At 62.4% G+C, this 16323-nt stretch carries 16 protein-coding genes; 3 read left to right on the forward strand and 13 right to left on the reverse strand.

The genetic code is table 11. The features are described from left to right. Positions 1-15: 15 nt before the first annotated feature. The 12 genes from WDB88_RS10940 to WDB88_RS10995 all read right to left on the reverse strand — a co-directional run bounded on the left by WDB88_RS10940 (position 16) and on the right by WDB88_RS10995 (position 11143). Entirely contained in the window at positions 16-417 is a 402-nt protein-coding gene (locus WDB88_RS10940) for a hypothetical protein (protein WP_339107707.1), read from the reverse strand. 12 nt (positions 418-429) lie between these two features. Then, complete coding sequence (gene nuoG / locus WDB88_RS10945; RefSeq protein ID WP_339107708.1) at positions 430-2463, reverse strand: NADH-quinone oxidoreductase subunit NuoG; 2034 nt, start codon at positions 2461-2463, stop codon at positions 430-432. 63 nt (positions 2464-2526) lie between these two features. Next, a complete protein-coding gene (locus tag WDB88_RS10950; protein ID WP_339107709.1) occupies positions 2527-2847 on the reverse strand; it encodes a hypothetical protein in 321 nt (106 codons plus the stop codon). Continuing rightward, complete coding sequence (gene nuoF, locus WDB88_RS10955) at positions 2844-4139, reverse strand: NADH-quinone oxidoreductase subunit NuoF (protein WP_339107710.1); 1296 nt, start codon at positions 4137-4139, stop codon at positions 2844-2846. The genes WDB88_RS10950 and nuoF overlap by 4 nt, the downstream gene beginning before the upstream one ends. Before the next feature lie 101 nt (positions 4140-4240). After that, positions 4241-5011 carry a hypothetical protein gene (locus WDB88_RS10960; protein WP_339107711.1) on the reverse strand — a complete coding sequence of 257 codons (771 nt, stop codon included), beginning with the start codon at positions 5009-5011 and terminating at the stop codon, positions 4241-4243. A gap of 61 nt (positions 5012-5072) precedes the next feature. Next, entirely contained in the window at positions 5073-5963 is an 891-nt protein-coding gene (nuoE, locus tag WDB88_RS10965; protein ID WP_339107712.1) for an NADH-quinone oxidoreductase subunit NuoE, read from the reverse strand. Further along, positions 5963-7201, reverse strand: coding sequence for an NADH-quinone oxidoreductase subunit D (locus tag WDB88_RS10970; protein ID WP_339107713.1), 1239 nt, complete (start codon positions 7199-7201; stop codon positions 5963-5965). The genes nuoE and WDB88_RS10970 overlap by 1 nt, the downstream gene beginning before the upstream one ends. Before the next feature lie 34 nt (positions 7202-7235). Further along, a complete protein-coding gene (locus tag WDB88_RS10975; protein WP_339107714.1) occupies positions 7236-7880 on the reverse strand; it encodes an NADH-quinone oxidoreductase subunit C in 645 nt (214 codons plus the stop codon). Positions 7881-7892: 12 nt separating this feature from the next. Beyond that, the gene (locus WDB88_RS10980) at positions 7893-8426 is read right to left on the reverse strand and encodes an NADH-quinone oxidoreductase subunit B family protein (protein WP_339107715.1); all 534 of its coding nucleotides are present in this window, start codon (positions 8424-8426) and stop codon (positions 7893-7895) included. Continuing rightward, positions 8417-8782, reverse strand: coding sequence for an NADH-quinone oxidoreductase subunit A (locus WDB88_RS10985; RefSeq protein ID WP_339107716.1), 366 nt, complete (start codon positions 8780-8782; stop codon positions 8417-8419). The genes WDB88_RS10980 and WDB88_RS10985 overlap by 10 nt, the downstream gene beginning before the upstream one ends. Positions 8783-9192: 410 nt before the next feature. Beyond that, positions 9193-10386, reverse strand: a complete 1194-nt coding sequence (locus WDB88_RS10990; RefSeq protein WP_339107717.1) for a DegT/DnrJ/EryC1/StrS family aminotransferase — start codon at positions 10384-10386, stop codon at positions 9193-9195. Positions 10387-10462: 76 nt separating this feature from the next. Beyond that, entirely contained in the window at positions 10463-11143 is a 681-nt protein-coding gene (locus WDB88_RS10995; protein ID WP_339107718.1) for an HAD-IA family hydrolase, read from the reverse strand. Positions 11144-11282: 139 nt separating this feature from the next. Between WDB88_RS10995 and glmU the strand changes: the two genes are divergently transcribed. From glmU to WDB88_RS11010, 3 genes are read left to right on the forward strand one after another with little or no spacing between them, the layout of a single operon-like run. Continuing rightward, the gene (gene glmU, locus WDB88_RS11000) at positions 11283-12644 is read left to right on the forward strand and encodes a bifunctional UDP-N-acetylglucosamine diphosphorylase/glucosamine-1-phosphate N-acetyltransferase GlmU (RefSeq protein WP_339107719.1); all 1362 of its coding nucleotides are present in this window, start codon (positions 11283-11285) and stop codon (positions 12642-12644) included. Positions 12645-12648: 4 nt separating this feature from the next. Then, positions 12649-14463 carry a glutamine--fructose-6-phosphate transaminase (isomerizing) gene (gene glmS / locus WDB88_RS11005; RefSeq protein ID WP_339107720.1) on the forward strand — a complete coding sequence of 605 codons (1815 nt, stop codon included), beginning with the start codon at positions 12649-12651 and terminating at the stop codon, positions 14461-14463. Continuing rightward, entirely contained in the window at positions 14460-15359 is a 900-nt protein-coding gene (locus WDB88_RS11010) for a DNA alkylation repair protein (protein WP_339107721.1), read from the forward strand. Before glmS ends, WDB88_RS11010 begins: the two co-directional genes overlap by 4 nt. Before the next feature lie 99 nt (positions 15360-15458). On the opposite strand, the gene WDB88_RS11015 is transcribed toward WDB88_RS11010, so the two are convergent. Continuing rightward, entirely contained in the window at positions 15459-16232 is a 774-nt protein-coding gene (locus WDB88_RS11015) for a gamma-glutamyl-gamma-aminobutyrate hydrolase family protein (RefSeq protein WP_339107722.1), read from the reverse strand. Between the last annotated feature and the right edge of the window lie 91 nt (positions 16233-16323).

Genomic DNA, 16323 nt, shown 5'->3' on the forward strand with positions numbered 1-16323 from the left:
TCAGATCGCCTTCTCTTAAACCGTCGGGATGCCACGATCAGCGCAATCGGATACCGTCACTTCGGCATCAATGGTGCGCAGACCCCGCGGCAATGCGGGTGAAATTGTGTAAACGGCATCTGCCCGCCAGAGACCGTCCTTGTCGTCAAGGGTCGTGCGGATATGCCGCGCGAACCCGAAGCCCCTGATCAGGGAATATTGTGCCGCAGCGCAGGCCGCGAAATCGGTTGCCGCCTCGGCGGTTGCCCCCTTACCGCCCACGGATGCCCTGAATTCGACCAGATCATCCTGTAGCAGGCGGGTTTCAACCGGCTGGTAGGTCACGTCCCGATACGTCCCTTTTGCCGAGGCACAGGCCGACAGACCGACCAAAAGGCCGGTTGTGGCAAGCGCGATCTGGCAAAGGCTGGGGCGCATCGGGCGGGGTCCTTATTCAGCGGCCAGTTGGGATTTCGCACGTTCCTTGGCACCGGCGGAAAGCTCCGCCATCAGCACCGAAGCCCGTGCAATGGGGTTGGTCAGATAATAGTCGCGGAAGGGGGCACGGAAGGTCGCCTTGCCCATGTCGCGGATCTCGACCGGTGTCCAGTCGCTTTCGACAACCTCGTCCACGCGTGCGAGATGCGGCACGGCGGCCACCATCGCACGGCGCAGACCGGCCAGCGTGTCCCAGCCCTGTTTCGCGCCCAGCTCGGCGGAAAGCGCACGCAGGATCGCCCAGTTTTCCTTCGCCTCACCCGGCGGGTAAGCGGCGCGGAAGGCAAGCTGCGGACGGCCCTCGGTATTGACGAACAGACCGTTTTCCTCGGTGTAGCAGGCGCTTGGCAGGATGATATCGGCGCGGTTCGCACCGCGATCGCCGTGGCTGCCCTGATAGATGACCAGCGGGCCACCCTCGGAACGCGGCGCGATCTCGACCTCATCGGCGCCGAGGTTATAGATCACCTCTGCGCCCTCGATCGCCACCGGCAGACCGCCCATGGTGACAGCGCCAACATCCATAGCCCCCACACGGCCAGCCGCCGTATGCAGAACCAGAAGCTTCGAGTTGCTGTTCTCCGCAAGCTTCATCGCATGGGCCAGAACGGCCTCGCCATCCGCCTCGGACAGCGCGCCCTGCCCCACGATCACAAGGCTGGGTTTCTCTTTGGTCTCGTCCGAGATCTCGCGCGAGGACAGGCTTTCCAGCGCCGCGCGATCGGTGCCGACATGGGCATAGTCATAGGTCAGATCGACAGCCTCACCGACCAGACCGATCTTCGCCCCATTCAGCCATGCCTTGCGCAGACGCGCATTCAGCACCGGCGCTTCGACGCGCGGATTGGTCCCGATCAGCTGGATCATCTTGGCATTGTCGATATCGGCGATCGTCGCATTGCCCACATAGGCCGAGCGGTTGCCAACCGGCAGACGCGCGCCATCGGTGCGGCATTCAACCTTGCCACCCTGCGCCTCGATCAACTGTTTCAACGCGAAGGCCGCTTCGGTCGAGGCCAGATCACCAACAAGGCCCGCAACCTTCTTGCCCTTGATCGCGGCTGCGGCCGCTTCCAGAGCCTCGGGCCAGCTGACGGGGGTCAGCTTGCCATCCTTGCGGATATAGGGCTTGTCCAGACGCTGGCGTTTCAGCCCGTCCCAGATATAGCGCGATTTGTCGCCCAGCCACTCCTCGTTCACCGCGTCATTATTGCGCGGCAGGATCCGCATGACCTGACGGCCCTTGGTATCCACGCGGATGTTCGACCCAAGCGCATCCATCACGTCGATGGATTCGGTCTTGGTCAGCTCCCACGGGCGGGCGGTAAAGGCATAGGGCTTCGACACCAGCGCACCAACGGGGCAAAGATCGACGATATTGCCCTGAAGATTGCTGTCGAGCGTCTGGTCCAGATAGGAGGAAATCTCGCTATCCTCACCGCGTCCGGTCTGGCCCATCTGGGTGATGCCCGCGACTTCCGTCGTGAAGCGCACGCAGCGGGTGCAGGAGATGCAGCGCGTCATATGGGTTTCGACCAGCGGGCCGAGGTTCAGCTCGGTGGCCGAACGCTTGGGCTCGCGATAGCGCGAGAAATCGACGCCGTAAGCCACAGCCTGATCCTGAAGGTCGCATTCGCCGCCTTGGTCACAGATCGGGCAGTCGAGCGGGTGGTTGATCAGGAGGAACTCCATCACACCCTCGCGCGCCTTCTTCACCATCGGCGATTTGGTCTTCATGACCGGCGGCTGGCCTTCCGGCCCGGGGCGCAGATCCTTGACCTGCATCGCGCAGGAGGCCGTGGGTTTGGGCGGGCCGCCCACGACTTCCACCAGACACATCCGGCAGTTGCCCGCAATCGACAGACGCTCGTGATAGCAGAAACGCGGAACCTCGATACCGGCTTCCTCGCAGGCCTGCAGAAGCGTCAGGCTGCCATCCACCTCGTAATCGGTGCCATCAATATTGATTTTTCTGAGGTCTGCCATGTCACAATCCGTCAGTATGCTCGGGCGCGGCAATCCGCGCGGTGATATCTGTGCGAAGGGCCATCATTTACAGCCCCCCGGAAAGACCCAGGTTCCGTTGCTGAAACTGTCATCCAGCCCCGAATTGACCCCCTGCGCGCCACACCAGCGGCTGAGGACTTTCTTGGCCTCGGCCCCCTCATCGGCGGCGAAGGGCGCCCCGTCGCGCATGACGATCAGCCCCGAAGGCGATTGCGCGATCTGGTACCCCGCAGGCACCGCACGCGCCGCGCCATCCACCAGTGCATCCGGACCATCAAGAGGCTTGTCGCCACATGCCGCAAGCGCCAGAAGCGCACCGGCAAGGACAGCCCCGCGGGCGATATGAGGGAAGCTCAGGGTCATTCTGCCGCAAACGCCCCCATGCGACCGGTCTTACGGGCCTTGATCCGGTCTTCGATCTCTTCACGGAAGTTACGGATTAGGCCCTGGATCGGCCAAGCCGCCGCGTCGCCAAGGGCGCAGATGGTGTGGCCTTCGACCTGTTTGGTGACCGATTGCAGCATGTCGATCTCTTCGATCTCGGCATCGCCGGTCACCAGACGGTCCATCAGGCGGCTCATCCAGCCGGTGCCTTCACGGCAGGGCGTGCATTGGCCGCAGCTCTCGTGATGGAAGAATTTCGACAGGCGCGCCACCGCTTTGATGACATCGGTGTTCTGGTCCATCACGATCATGCAGCCCGTGCCGAAGACCGATTTCTTGTCGCGCATCCCGTCGAAATCCATGATCGCGTCTTCGCACATCGACGCTGGCAGGATCGGGCAGGACGCGCCGCCCGGAATAACCGCCTTGAGGTTTTTCCAGCCACCACGGACACCGCCGCCGTGTTTCTCGATCATCTCGCGCATCGACAGGCCCAGCGTCTCTTCGACAACGCAGGGCGTGTTCACATGGCCCGAGAAGCCGAACAGCTTCACGCCCACGTTGTTGGGGCGGCCAAAGCTTGCAAACCACTCCGGCCCGCGACGCAGGATCGTGGGCGTTACCGAGATGGATTCAACGTTATTCACCGTGGTCGGGCAGCCATAAAGGCCCGCGCCTGCGGGGAATGGCGGCTTCATGCGGGGCATGCCCTTCTTGCCTTCGAGGCTTTCCAGAAGCGCGGTTTCCTCGCCGCAGATATAGGCACCGGCCCCGTGATGCAGGAAGACATCGAACTGATAGCCCGAGCCGCAGGCATTCGGGCCAAGGAAGCCCGCGTCATAGGCCTCGTCGATCGCCCGCTGCAGCGCCTCTTTCTCGCGGGTATATTCGCCGCGCTGGTAGATATAGGCCGCGCGCGCGCCCATCGCATAACCGGCAACCAGCGCCCCTTCGACCAGACAATGCGGGTCGTGGCGCATGATCTCGCGGTCCTTACAGGTCGCGGGCTCGGATTCATCGGCATTGATCACAAGGAAGGACGGACGGCCATCGGTTTCCTTCGGCATGAAGGACCATTTCAGACCGGTCGGGAAACCTGCACCACCACGGCCACGCAGCCCCGACGCCTTGATCTGGTCCACGATCCAGTCGCGCCCATTGGCCAGAAGACCGGCGGTATTATCCCAATGCCCGCGTTTCATCGCGCCAGCCAGCGACTGGTCATACATCCCGTAGAGGTTGGTAAAGATCCGATCCTGATCTTTCAGCATGTCACTTTCCTCACTTCCCTGGCCCTTTGGCCGGCTGTTACCGGAGTTCCGGCGGCAGATGCGCCGTTCCGACCAGCGCGGTATTGTAATCGAGCTAACGCTCAGTAATCATTCGTCTTCGCGCGTGCAAGAAAGGCCTCTTTGCCTTCCTCCACAATCAGCTTGGCCTGTGCGACCCATTTATCCCGCGTGCAGCGCCCCTTGAAGCGCGGCACATTGGCATCGGCATAAGCCACCTGTGCAGGCCCCCAAGCCGCGATCTGGTCGTAATGCCAGATCCCCCAGCTGTTCAAGCGCTCTTCCAGTTTCGGCCCGATCCCCTCGATCAGCTTGAGGTCGTCGCCCTGCCCGTTCCGCGGTGCGGCAATCCCCTGCGGTGCCTCGCCCGGATCTGCGGCCCCCTCGGCGGGATCCGCCTCTTCGGCATCCTCCTCGTCCGGATCGACCCAGCCGGGCTGGTCCTTCTGGTGACGGATCCGGCTTTCCGCCGTGGCCGCGATGATATCGACCTTGTCCATATGCACCTTGGCCTGCGATTCTGCCGCGTCCAGACCGTCGGCCAGCTTTTCGCTCAACTCGGCGGCAGGCTCGCTTTTATGCGTATAGGCCACCACAGCGTCATGATTGACCGAATGCATCGGCGGGACGGCACGCGCCGCTTTGCCCACCTCGATTTCGGCCTCCTGCAGATCCAGTGTCCCGTCCATGAAGGCCCATTTCAGAACACCGCGAAACAGCGCCCCTGCCACGATCCCCAAAAACAGTGCCGCAAGAAAACCCGAGCTAAGAGTGAACAAGAAGACGATAACACCCAGAACAGCCCCCCAGAGGGTCACTGTTTTCTGCGCTTGGCTCTTCATTTCGTTCATCATGCGCGTCAGGCCTTTCGGGCTGCGGAGAGGTCCATGCCCCTAACGGGGCACGGGGCGTGAATTAAAGCGGCTTGGACTCTTCGGTCGGCTTCCCTTTGGAATCGGCCTCGGCGTCCTGCTCGGTGATGCCGTGGGTGCTTGCAGGCACGCCCTGTGCGGGGCGCGGAGCACGGGCAGCCGCCTGCTGAGCGGCAGTTTTCGGACGCGGCTGGGTGCCCATCAGGCCCACAGGGCCAATCTGGCCCGTCGCCTGCCACGGCGCGGTCAGCGGCACTTCGGTGCCATCGATTTTCTTGATATAGGTGCCATATTGAAGCGCGATCGAAGTGGTCGCGTTATGGGCTTCCTTATCGCCCGGAACATCGACACAGGCATTCGGGCCGGTCTTCGGTTCCGACGAGAAGCGCCCGATGCGCGACCCCGGAGCCGGACGCTCGCCCGCTTTCAGCTGGTCGATCAGGGTCGACATGCTCTCTTCCGAGAGGTCTTCATAGTAATCGCGGCCAATCTGGGCCATCGGCGCATTGGCACAAGCGCCAAGGCATTCGACCTCTTCCCAAGACAGGGTGCCATCTGCCGACAGCTCATGCGGGTTGGGCGCGATCTTTTCCTTACAGACCTTCATCAGGTCTTCCGACCCGCAGATCATGCAGGACGTGGTGCCACAGATCTGGATATGCGCCACCGACCCAACAGGGGCCAGATGGAACATGAAGTAGAAGGTCGCAACCTCGAGCGCCCGCATATAGGGCATTTCCAGCATATCCGCGACATATTCGATTGCCGGACGGCTCAGCCAGCCCTCTTGCTCCTGCGCGCGGAACAAGAGCGGAATGATGGCCGAGGCCTGACGCCCGACCGGATATTTGGTCATCTGCGCCAGCGCCCATTCATGGTTGGCGGGCGTGAACTCGAAGCTCTCGGGCTGTTCGTGATGTAGACGGCGAAGCATTAGCGGTCGACCTCCCCGAACACGATATCCATCGTGCCGATGATTGCGGCCAGATCGGCGAGCATATGGCCCTTGCCGACATAGTCCATGGATTGCAGGTGCAGATAGCCCGGCGCGCGGATCTTCGCGCGGTAAGGTTTATTGGTGCCATCGGATTTGAGGAACACGCCGAATTCGCCCTTGGGCGCCTCGACGGCGGCATAGACCTCGCCTGCCGGAACCTTGAACCCTTCGGTGTAAAGCTTGAAATGGTGGATCAGGCTCTCCATCGAGGTTTTCATATCGCCGCGTTTGGGGGGCGTGATCTTGCCACGGGCCAGAACATCGCCCTTTTCCACGCGCAGCTTGTCCAGCGCCTGACGGATGATCTTCACCGATTCGCGCATCTCGGCCATACGGACCAGATAGCGGTCATAGCAGTCGCCATTCTTGCCCACAGCCACGTCGAAATCGAATTCGTCATAGCATTCATAGGGCTGGCTGCGACGCAGATCCCATGCAAGCCCCGAGCCGCGGACCATCACGCCGGAATAGCTCCAGTCGAGAATGTCCTGTTCGGTGATGATGGCGATATCCACGTTACGCTGCTTGAACACGCGGTTTTCGGTGATCAGCGTGTCGATATCGTCGAGCTTGGACGGAAATTCCTTGGCCCAGATGTCGATATCTTCGATCAGCTCGGGCGGCAGGTCCTGATGCACGCCGCCGGGCCGGAAATAGGCCGAGTGCAGACGCGCGCCACAGGCCCGCTCGTAGAAAATCATCAGCTTCTCGCGTTCCTCGAAGCCCCAGAGCGGCGGTGTCAGCGCGCCCACGTCCATAGCTTGGGTCGTCACGTTCAGCAGGTGGTTCAGCACACGGCCGATCTCGCAGAAGAGCACGCGGATCAGCGAAGCACGGCGCGGCACCTCGGTCCCCGTCAGTTTCTCGATCGCCAGACACCATGCATGTTCCTGATTCATCGGCGCGACATAATCGAGCCGGTCGAAATAGGGCAGGTTCTGCAGATAGGTGCGGCTTTCCATCAGCTTCTCGGTGCCGCGATGCAAGAGGCCGATATGCGGGTCCACACGTTCCACGATCTCGCCGTCAAGCTCGACAACCATCCGCAAAACGCCGTGCGCTGCGGGGTGCTGGGGCCCGAAGTTGAGGTTGAAGTTGCGGATGCGCTGTTCGCCGGTCAGGGCGTCCTGCGTGCCGTCGTCATAATGGTTCTGCCGGATATCGCCGTCCATCATGCGCCCATCTCCATCGCAAAAGTCTTGATGTGCATCACTTCGCCCCCGCCTTCTCGTCGCCCGGAAGGATGTATTTCGCCCCTTCCCACGGGCTGAGGAAGTCGAACTGGCGGAATTCCTGCACCAGTTTGACGGGCTCGTAGACCACACGTTTCTGCACCTCGTCCCAACGCACCTCGACATAGCCGGTGGTCGGGAAGTCCTTGCGCAGCGGGTGGCCACGGAAGCCGTAATCGGTCAGCAGACGGCGCAGGTCGGGATGGCCCGAGAACAGCACGCCGAACATGTCGAAGACCTCGCGCTCGAACCAGTTGGCGCATTTATGCACCTCGGTGATCGAGGGCACCATCTCGTCGATGCGGACCTCGGCCTTCACGCGGATGCGCTGGTTGCGATACATCGACAGGAATTGCCAGACCATATCGAAGCGCTTCGCGCGCTCGGGGTGGTCGACCGCCGTGATATCGGTCAACGAAGAGAACATGCAGTTCGGGTCTTCCTTGAGGAAGGCCACGAAATCCTCGATCCCCGAAAGGGTCACGTTCACCGTCAGCTCGCCAAAAGCGATCTCGGTGGAAATCACGTCATCGGGGCGACGGGCCTCGATATGGGCGGCCAGCTCGGCCAGCGCATCAAGGCGGGCGTCCTGACGGGCGTCGGTTTGCAGATCATCGGTCATAGCCTGCCCTCCTTAGCGAACCAGCGTGCCGGTACGGCGGATTTTGCGTTGCAGCTGCAGCAGACCGTAAAGCAGCGCCTCTGCGGTGGGCGGGCAGCCCGGCACATAGATATCGACCGGAACGATGCGGTCGCAGCCACGCACGACCGAATAGCTGTAGTGGTAATAGCCACCGCCATTGGCGCAGGACCCCATCGAGATCACATAGCGCGGCTCGGGCATCTGGTCATAGACCTTGCGCAGCGCGGGTGCCATCTTGTTGGTCAGCGTGCCGGCCACGATCATCAGGTCCGACTGGCGCGGCGAGGCCCGCGGCGCCATGCCGAACCGTTCGACGTCATAGCGCGGCATGGAAGCCTGCATCATCTCCACGGCGCAGCAGGCAAGACCGAAGGTCATCCAGTGCAGCGAGCCATTGCGCGCCCAGTTGATCACATCCTCGGTCGAGGTCAGCAGGAAGCCTTTGTCCTGCAACTCTTTGTTGATGGCCTGCGTCGCGAACTCTTTGTCCACAGCAGCGGTATTGGCAGAGGTCATCACGCCCATTCCAACGCCCCTTTCTTCCATTCATAGGCAAAGCCCACGGTCAGCACGCCAAGGAACACCATCATGGCCCAGAAACTGGTCATAGAAATATCCTGGAACGCCACCGCCCACGGGAACAGGAAGGCCACTTCGAGGTCGAAGATGATGAAAAGGATCGACACGAGATAGAAGCGCACGTCGAATTTCATCCGCGCGTCATCGAATGCGTTGAAACCACATTCATAGGCCGAGACCTTTTCCGGGTCAGGATTGCGGATCGCAATGATCGCGGCTGCCCCCAGAAGCAATAGTGCCAAGGCAATGGCAACGCACAGAAAGATGAGGATGGGAAGATATTCGCGCAGGTATTCGTGCACTGTCTGGCTCCCTAGACTCGCGACGTTTCGTCGCGCCGGTTCAAGCTGCGGTGAGCAATAGACTCGTGTCGCTCCGGGGTCAACAGATGTCGGGTCTATTTCGTATATTTCAGGGCAGTCATTTTAGATAAGAAACCCTGAAAAAGCGAATATCGACAATAAGATCCGAAGCAAACCGATCAGTCCAACTCACCGCTCAGGATATGGCATGAGAGCTAACGAGCAAGCGTGAATCGACCGTTTACGGCGAAATGTTTTCCTCTAAAATATGCATTTATTAACCCTATTTTCCGCAAATGGCTTGTTTCACAGGGAAAATTCCATGTTGAAATCCCGCGAAATTCTTTGTCGCAGGTGTTTCATTTCCGGATCACCCGCCCCGAGACGGCAAAGGATGCACAACTTCCGGTTTATATCGCCCGTGTTTTTTGCAGCTCTTCGCGCAGAATACGGGCGATCAGCGCGATATCGTCCAGATCGAAGCTCAAAGGCAGCCGCAGATCGAGCAATCCGGCCAGAATGGCATTGCTACGTGGCAGGGATTGGGGCGGAACATAGTGCCAGCTCTCATGACGTGACGTAAAACCCATCGGCTCCTTCGCGCCGAACCATTTCAGCTCGACCCCGCGCGCCAGACAGCGCGTCACAAAATCCACAACCATAGGGGCGCTAAAGGCGGGCAGGCGGAACTGGAATGACGATCCCACATAGGATTCGCCCTCGGCACGCGACACCAAGGCCAGCCCCTGCCCCCCTGCAAGCTCGGCTTCCAATCTCTGGTAAAGGCGATTCCATCGTGCGATCTGCTGCGGCAGATCGGCCAGTTGCGGGCGCAGGATCGCCGCGCGCAGGTTATCCATCCGCCCCGAGACATTGGGCGTGTCATATTTCGACTGCTCGAAATAGTCGCTGGCGGGGGCAGCGCGGTGGCGCGGATAAAGCATATAGCTGCCCGACAGCAGGATCGCCCGCGCCATCACCTGCGGATCGTCACTGACCAGCAATCCGCCCTCGCCCGAATTCATATGCTTGTAGGTCTGGGTCGAATAGCAACCGATCACCCCATGCCGCCCCGAAGGCACCCCCTTCCACGCCGCCCCCATCGTATGGGCGCAATCCTCGATCACCGTCAGGTCATGGCGGCGGGCAATCTCCATCAGCCGGTCCATGTCGCAGATATGGCCGCGCATATGGCTCAGCAGCAGCACCCGCGCCTGACCGGCCTTGGCCTCCAGATCATCCAGATCGATCACCAGATCTTCCGTCACCTCGACCAGCACCGGCACGCCCCCCACCGCCGCAATCGCGCCGGGCACAGGCGCCAGCGTAAAAGCATTGGTCAGCACGTGCTCGCCCTGCCGCACACCAATCGCCCGTAAGGCGCAGCCCAGAGCATAGCCCCCCGATGCCACCGCCAACGCAAAGCGCGCGCCGGTGAAATCGGCAAACTCGATCTCGAGATCGGCCACTTCGCCATATTCGCCCGGAAGGGTGTTATAGCGGTGCAGCCGCCCGTGGCGCATCACCTCGACGGCGCGGGCGATGGCCGCCTCGGGGAGAGGCTCCTGCTGGGTGAAGGGCTTGGTAAAGATCTCGTCAGGCATCGGCCATGCTCCAGAGTTCGGCGGAAAATCGGCACCATTCGGCGGGCGGTACAACGCGCAGCCGCCGCCCCGCCCCTCAGCCCTGTGGCCGCGCGGGCAGAAGCTGCGCGACCAATGCGGGCAGGATCGTATAGCTGGCCATCGCCGCCTCGGGTTCCAGACGCAAGATAGCCTCGCCCTCGGGGCCGAAAGTGACCAGTACACAAGGCACCCCCACGGCGGCGGCGGTCTTCCGGTCCGTTTCGGTATCACCGATCAGGACCGATTGCGCCACAGCCCCCCCTGCCCGCTCGACTGCCGCAAGATAGGGGGCGGGGTCGGGTTTGCGGGTGGGCAGGGTATCGGCCCCGATCAGCGCATCGAACAGAGGCGCAATGCCAAGCTGATCCACCAGCTTCACCGCAAGGCCTTCGGGCTTATTGGTGCAGATAGCGGTCTTGTACCCCGCCTCGCGCAGCGCCTCTATCGCCGCCACCACACCGGGATACAGCGTGGTGTGGACGCAGATATGGGCGTCGTAATGGGCCAGAAGGCGGTCGAAATCGGCATCGATGGCCGCCTCCACATCCTCATGGCCCAGCCGTCCGAACCCCTCGCGCAGCATCGCCCGCCCGCCATGAAAAGCGATCACCGCATCGTCCAGCGGATGCAGCACCGGCGCATAGCCGCGCGCCACGAAACAGGCATTGGCCGCCGCGATAAGATCCGCCGAGGTATCGGCCAATGTGCCGTCCAGATCGAAGACAACCGTCTGCATGCAGTCCTTCCTGTCCCGAAGCCGGGACGATGTTGAAACACGCCGAAAGACGACGTGATGATCAGGCACCTTGCGGCCCGTTGCACTATGGGTAAAACGGGGATGAGCAGAAGAAAAGGCCAGAAGAAAAGGCAGAGCTATGGCAAACGCGCTGATTATCCTTGCTGCCGGGCAAGGCACCCGCATGAATTCCGACCTGCCGAAGGTGCTGCATCAGGTGGGCCGCGCGCCTCTGGTCGCGCATGCTTTGGCCGCAGGACGCGCGCTGGAGCCCGAGCGGATTATCGCCGTAACCGGCCACGGGGCCGATCTGGTGGAGAAGGCGATCGGCCAATGGGCACCCGATGCGCAATATGTCCGGCAGGCCGAGCAGCTTGGCACCGGCCATGCCGTGGCACAGGCGCTGCCGCTGCTGGAGGGCTTCGACGGGCGCGTGATCGTGCTCTATGGCGACACACCCTTCATCCGCCCCGAAACGCTGGATGCGCTTGCCGCCTCGGATGCGGCGGTTGCGGTGCTGGGCTTTGTGGCCGCCGATCCGGGCCGTTACGGACGCCTGATCGCGCAGGGTCCCGCGCTGGAGCGGATCGTGGAATACAAGGACGCCTCCGAAAGCGAGCGGGCGATCCGGCTGTGCAATTCCGGCGTCATCGCCTGTGATGCGGTGCTGCTGACCGAGCTGGTGCAGGGTTTGAGCAATGACAATGCGGCGGGCGAATATTACCTGACCGATATCGTGGGCGCGGCGCGTGCCCGCGGCCTGAGCGCCGAAGTGGTCACCTGCGACGAGGCCGAGACGCTGGGCATCAACACCCGCGCCGAACTCGCCCGTGCCGAGGCCCTGTTCCAGACCCGCCAGCGCAACGACGCTCTGGAAAACGGCGTCAGCATGGCCGATCCCGACAGCGTCTATTTCGCACTCGATACGTATCTGGGCCGCGATGTGACCGTGGGCCCGAATGTGGTGTTCGGCACGGGGGTCACCGTTGAATCCGGCGCCTCCATCGAAGCCTTCTGCCATCTTGAAGGCTGCCATATCTCGCGCGGGGCCACTATCGGGCCCTTTGCCCGCCTGCGCCCCGGCGCCGAACTGGCCGAGGATGTCCATGTGGGCAATTTCGTCGAGGTCAAGAATGCGACGCTGGCCGAGGGGGTGAAGGTCGGCCATCTGACCTATCTGGGCGATGCCGAGATCGGCGCGCGCACCAATATCGGCGCGGGCACCATCACCTGCAACTATGATGGCGTCTTCAAACATCGCACGGTGATCGGAGAAGACGCGTTTATCGGCTCCTCGACCATGCTGGTGGCCCCCGTGACCATCGGTGCGCGCGCGCTCACCGGATCGGGGTCGGTGATTACCAAGAATGTGCCCGATGACGCCCTTTCCGTGGCGCGCGGCCAACAGGTCAACAAACCCGGTCTGGCCCGCAAACTGATGACCATGCTGCGCGAGGAAAAAGCCCGCCGCGCCGCCGCGAAATCCGAAAAGAAAGGCTGAGCCCATGTGCGGAATCATCGGCGTGCTTGGCACGCATGAAGTCTCCCCCCTTCTGGTCGAAAGCCTCAAGCGGCTGGAATATCGCGGCTATGACAGCGCGGGCATCGCCACCATCAACGAAGGCCGCCTTGACCGCCGCCGCGCGGTGGGCAAGCTGGTCAACCTCTCGGATCTTCTGGTGCATGAACCGCTGCCGGGCAAAGCCGGCATCGGCCATACCCGCTGGGCGACCCACGGCGCGGCGACGGTGACCAATGCGCATCCCCATCGCTCGGGGCCGGTGGCGGTGGTCCATAACGGCATCATCGAGAATTTCCGCGAGCTGCGCGCCGAGCTGGCCCAAGCCGGCATCACCCCCGAAACCGAGACCGACACCGAAACCGTGGCCCAGCTGACCCGCCTGATGATGGACCGCGGCATGCCCCCGCGCGAGGCGGCCGTGGCCACGCTGGCCAAGCTTGAGGGCGCCTTCGCCCTTCTGTGGCTGTTTGACGGCGAGGACGATCTGATGATCGCCGCGCGTAAGGGCTCGCCTCTGGCGATCGGGCATGGCGAGGGCGAAATGTTCGTGGGCTCGGATGCCATCGCGCTGTCGCCGATGACCGACCGCATCACCTATCTGGAAGAGGGCGATTATGCCTTCATCACCCGGCAGGGCGCGGAGATCTTCGACCACGCGGGCCGCCGCGCCAATCGCGATGAGGCCCGTATCGATCTGGGCCAGACCCGCGTCGAAAAGGGCGGATACAAGCATTTCATGGCCAAGGAGATCGCCGAGCAACCGGTGGTTCTGGCCGATGCGCTGGCCCATTATCTGCGGGGCGACAGCCTCAACCTGCCGGAAAGCGTGGATTTTTCCGGCACCGAGCGGCTGACGCTGGTGGCCTGTGGCACGGCCTTCTATGCCTGCCAGACCGCGAAATACTGGTTTGAAAAGCTCGCGGGCATCCCCTGCGAGATTGATGTCGCCTCCGAGTTCCGCTACCGCGAGCCGCCGATGCCCGCGCGCTCCACGGCGCTGTTTGTCAGCCAGTCGGGCGAAACCGCCGATACGCTGGCCGCGCTGCGCTATTGCAACGAGAAGGTCGAGAAAACCATCGCCGTGGTCAATGTCCCCACCTCCACTATGGCGCGCGAGGCGGGCATCGCCCTGCCGATCCATGCGGGCGTCGAAGTGGGCGTGGCCTCGACCAAAGCCTTCACCTGCCAGCTACTGACCCTTGCCATTCTGGCGCTGAAAGCGGGTCTGGATCGCGGCCACCTCAAGCCCGAGGACGCCCAGAAACACATGGAAGCCCTGCGCGCCCTGCCCGGCCTGATGAATGCAGGCCTCGGCATCGGCGCGAAAATCGCCGAGCTGTCGGGCCAGCTGGCCGAGGCGCAGGACATCCTCTTCCTCGGGCGCGGCCCGCTGTATCCGCTGGCGATGGAAGGCGCGCTGAAGCTGAAGGAAATCAGCTATATCCACGCCGAAGGCTATGCCAGCGGCGAGCTGAAACACGGCCCCATCGCGCTGATCGAACGCACGGTTCCGGTGATCGTCTTCGCCCCCCATGACGGGCTTTTCGACAAGACCGTATCGAACATGCAAGAGGTCATGGCGCGCCACGGCAAGGTGCTTCTGGTCTCCGATGCCCAAGGCCTCTCCGAGGCCTCCGAGGGCACCTGGGCCACGCTGCAGCTGCCGGAAGTGCTTGAACCCTGGGCCCCGATCCTCTATGCGCTGCCCGCGCAACTTCTGGCCTATCACACCGCCATCGCTAAAGGCACCGATGTGGACCAGCCCCGCAACCTAGCTAAATCGGTGACCGTCGAATGAGCCGCAAACGTGGGGGCCGCAAAGGCCCCAAACCCGAAATCCTGCAGGACGATGGCACCCGCCTCTCGCCCGAAGAAACCGCAAAACTCAGCGCCGAGGCCGAAGCCTATGCCGCCTCGGATGCCGATTACGAGTTCTTCGAGGAAGAGGCCGAGCCGGAAGACACCGTCGCACCGCCCAGCATCGAAGATGCGCTCTATGCCCTTGAGGCATGGGCCGATGCAGAACGCGCCGCCCAACTGCAAGCGCAAACCGGCACCAGCTGCCGCGTCATCGGCGTAACCGCCACCGGCCTCACCGATATGGCCGCCATGTGGCGCGAGGCGCTGGACAATGAAGGCCGTGTCAGCCTCGCCAATGAGCTTTGGCAATCGGGCATCTATGAGGCCCGCATCGCCGCCACCAAGCTGCTGACCCAAGCCCGCATGCGCCCCGACGATATGGCGTGGCAACTGCTGACCCGCTGGATCGAAGAGGCCGATTGCTTCGCCCTGATCGACGCGCTCAGCAAGCCGGCGGCCAAACGCCTGCAGGCCAATCTCGCACGCCTCAGCCAGCTTGACGCATGGGCGAATGAGGGCCAGCCCCTCTCCGAAGACCTCGACGAAGCGGTCGAACAGCCCCAAGGCCCGATCGGCCCGAAGCTCGCCATCTTCCTGATGACGCGCCCCTATACCAAGCTGCGCAACCCCAAACCCGAAGACCACCGCGTACAAGACCACCTGCTGACACTGGCCGCACGTCTGGCACCGGGCGCGCCGGTCGATCTGTCGCGCGCCATCGGCCGCTGGCTGGCAGATCTGGCAAAATTCGAACGCGCCCGCGTCGAACATTTCCTTGCCACACAGGAACATCTGCCGCGCACCCTGCGCCGCGAAGCCCAGAACGGCCTCTGAGTCCAGCTGCCGAAAATATCCTCGGGGGATGAATTTCATATTCCCCGAATATGAAAGAAGGGGGCGAGATCGCCCCCTTTTCCACATCTGCCACCAAGATCAGGCCACTTTCACCGCACCACGCCGCGCAATCGCCCACGACCTCACCGAATGACCAAAGGCCTCGAACAGGGGCCGCGACACTGGGTCCTGCGCCGCCCGATGCTCGGGGTGCCATTGCACTGACATGGTAAACCCGGGCGCGTCTTTCACATAGATCGCCTCGGCAGTGCCATCATCGGCCCGCCCCTCGATCACGATGCGAGGGCCCGCTTCCAGAATGCCCTGACCGTGCAGCGAATTGGTTTCCACCTCTTCCGCCCCGAAGAGCCGCGCAAATCGCCCCCCCGCAGCAAGCGAGACCTTGTGCCGGTTGGAAAACCCTTCCTCCAGCGACACATCCACAGGCATCCGGTGGTTGCGCCGCCCCGGCAATTCGCGGATCTCGGGATGCAGCGTCGAGCCCATCGCCACGGCAATCTCCTGAAACCCGCGGCAGATCCCGAAAATCGGCTGCCCCGTCGCCACACAGGCCCGCACAAGCTCCAGTGCAATGGCATCGCGCTTGCGGTCAAAAGTGCCATGCGCCTCGGTTTCCTCATCGCCATATTCGGACGGGTGCACATTCGGGCGCCCGCCGGGCAGAAGGAAACCGTCACAGCTTTCCATCAGTTCGGCCACCGTCATCCAGCCGGGGTCGGGCGGAATGATCATCGGGATACAGCCAGACACTTCCGCAATCGCCTCGGACACCATGGTGCCGGTCTCGTGCACCGGAAAACGATCATTGATCAGCGCGGTGTTGCCGATAATGCCTACGATGGGTCTGGTCATGCCTGCTCTCCTTTGCGGTCAAGCTAAGCGGGAAGGTTTCGCAAGAAAAGGCTTCATATGCGCAACAAATGTGCGCCACGGCGAAGAGCCT

It is taken from the genome of Thioclava sp. GXIMD4216 (genome assembly GCF_037949285.1).
GTDB lineage: Bacteria > Pseudomonadota > Alphaproteobacteria > Rhodobacterales > Rhodobacteraceae > Thioclava > Thioclava litoralis.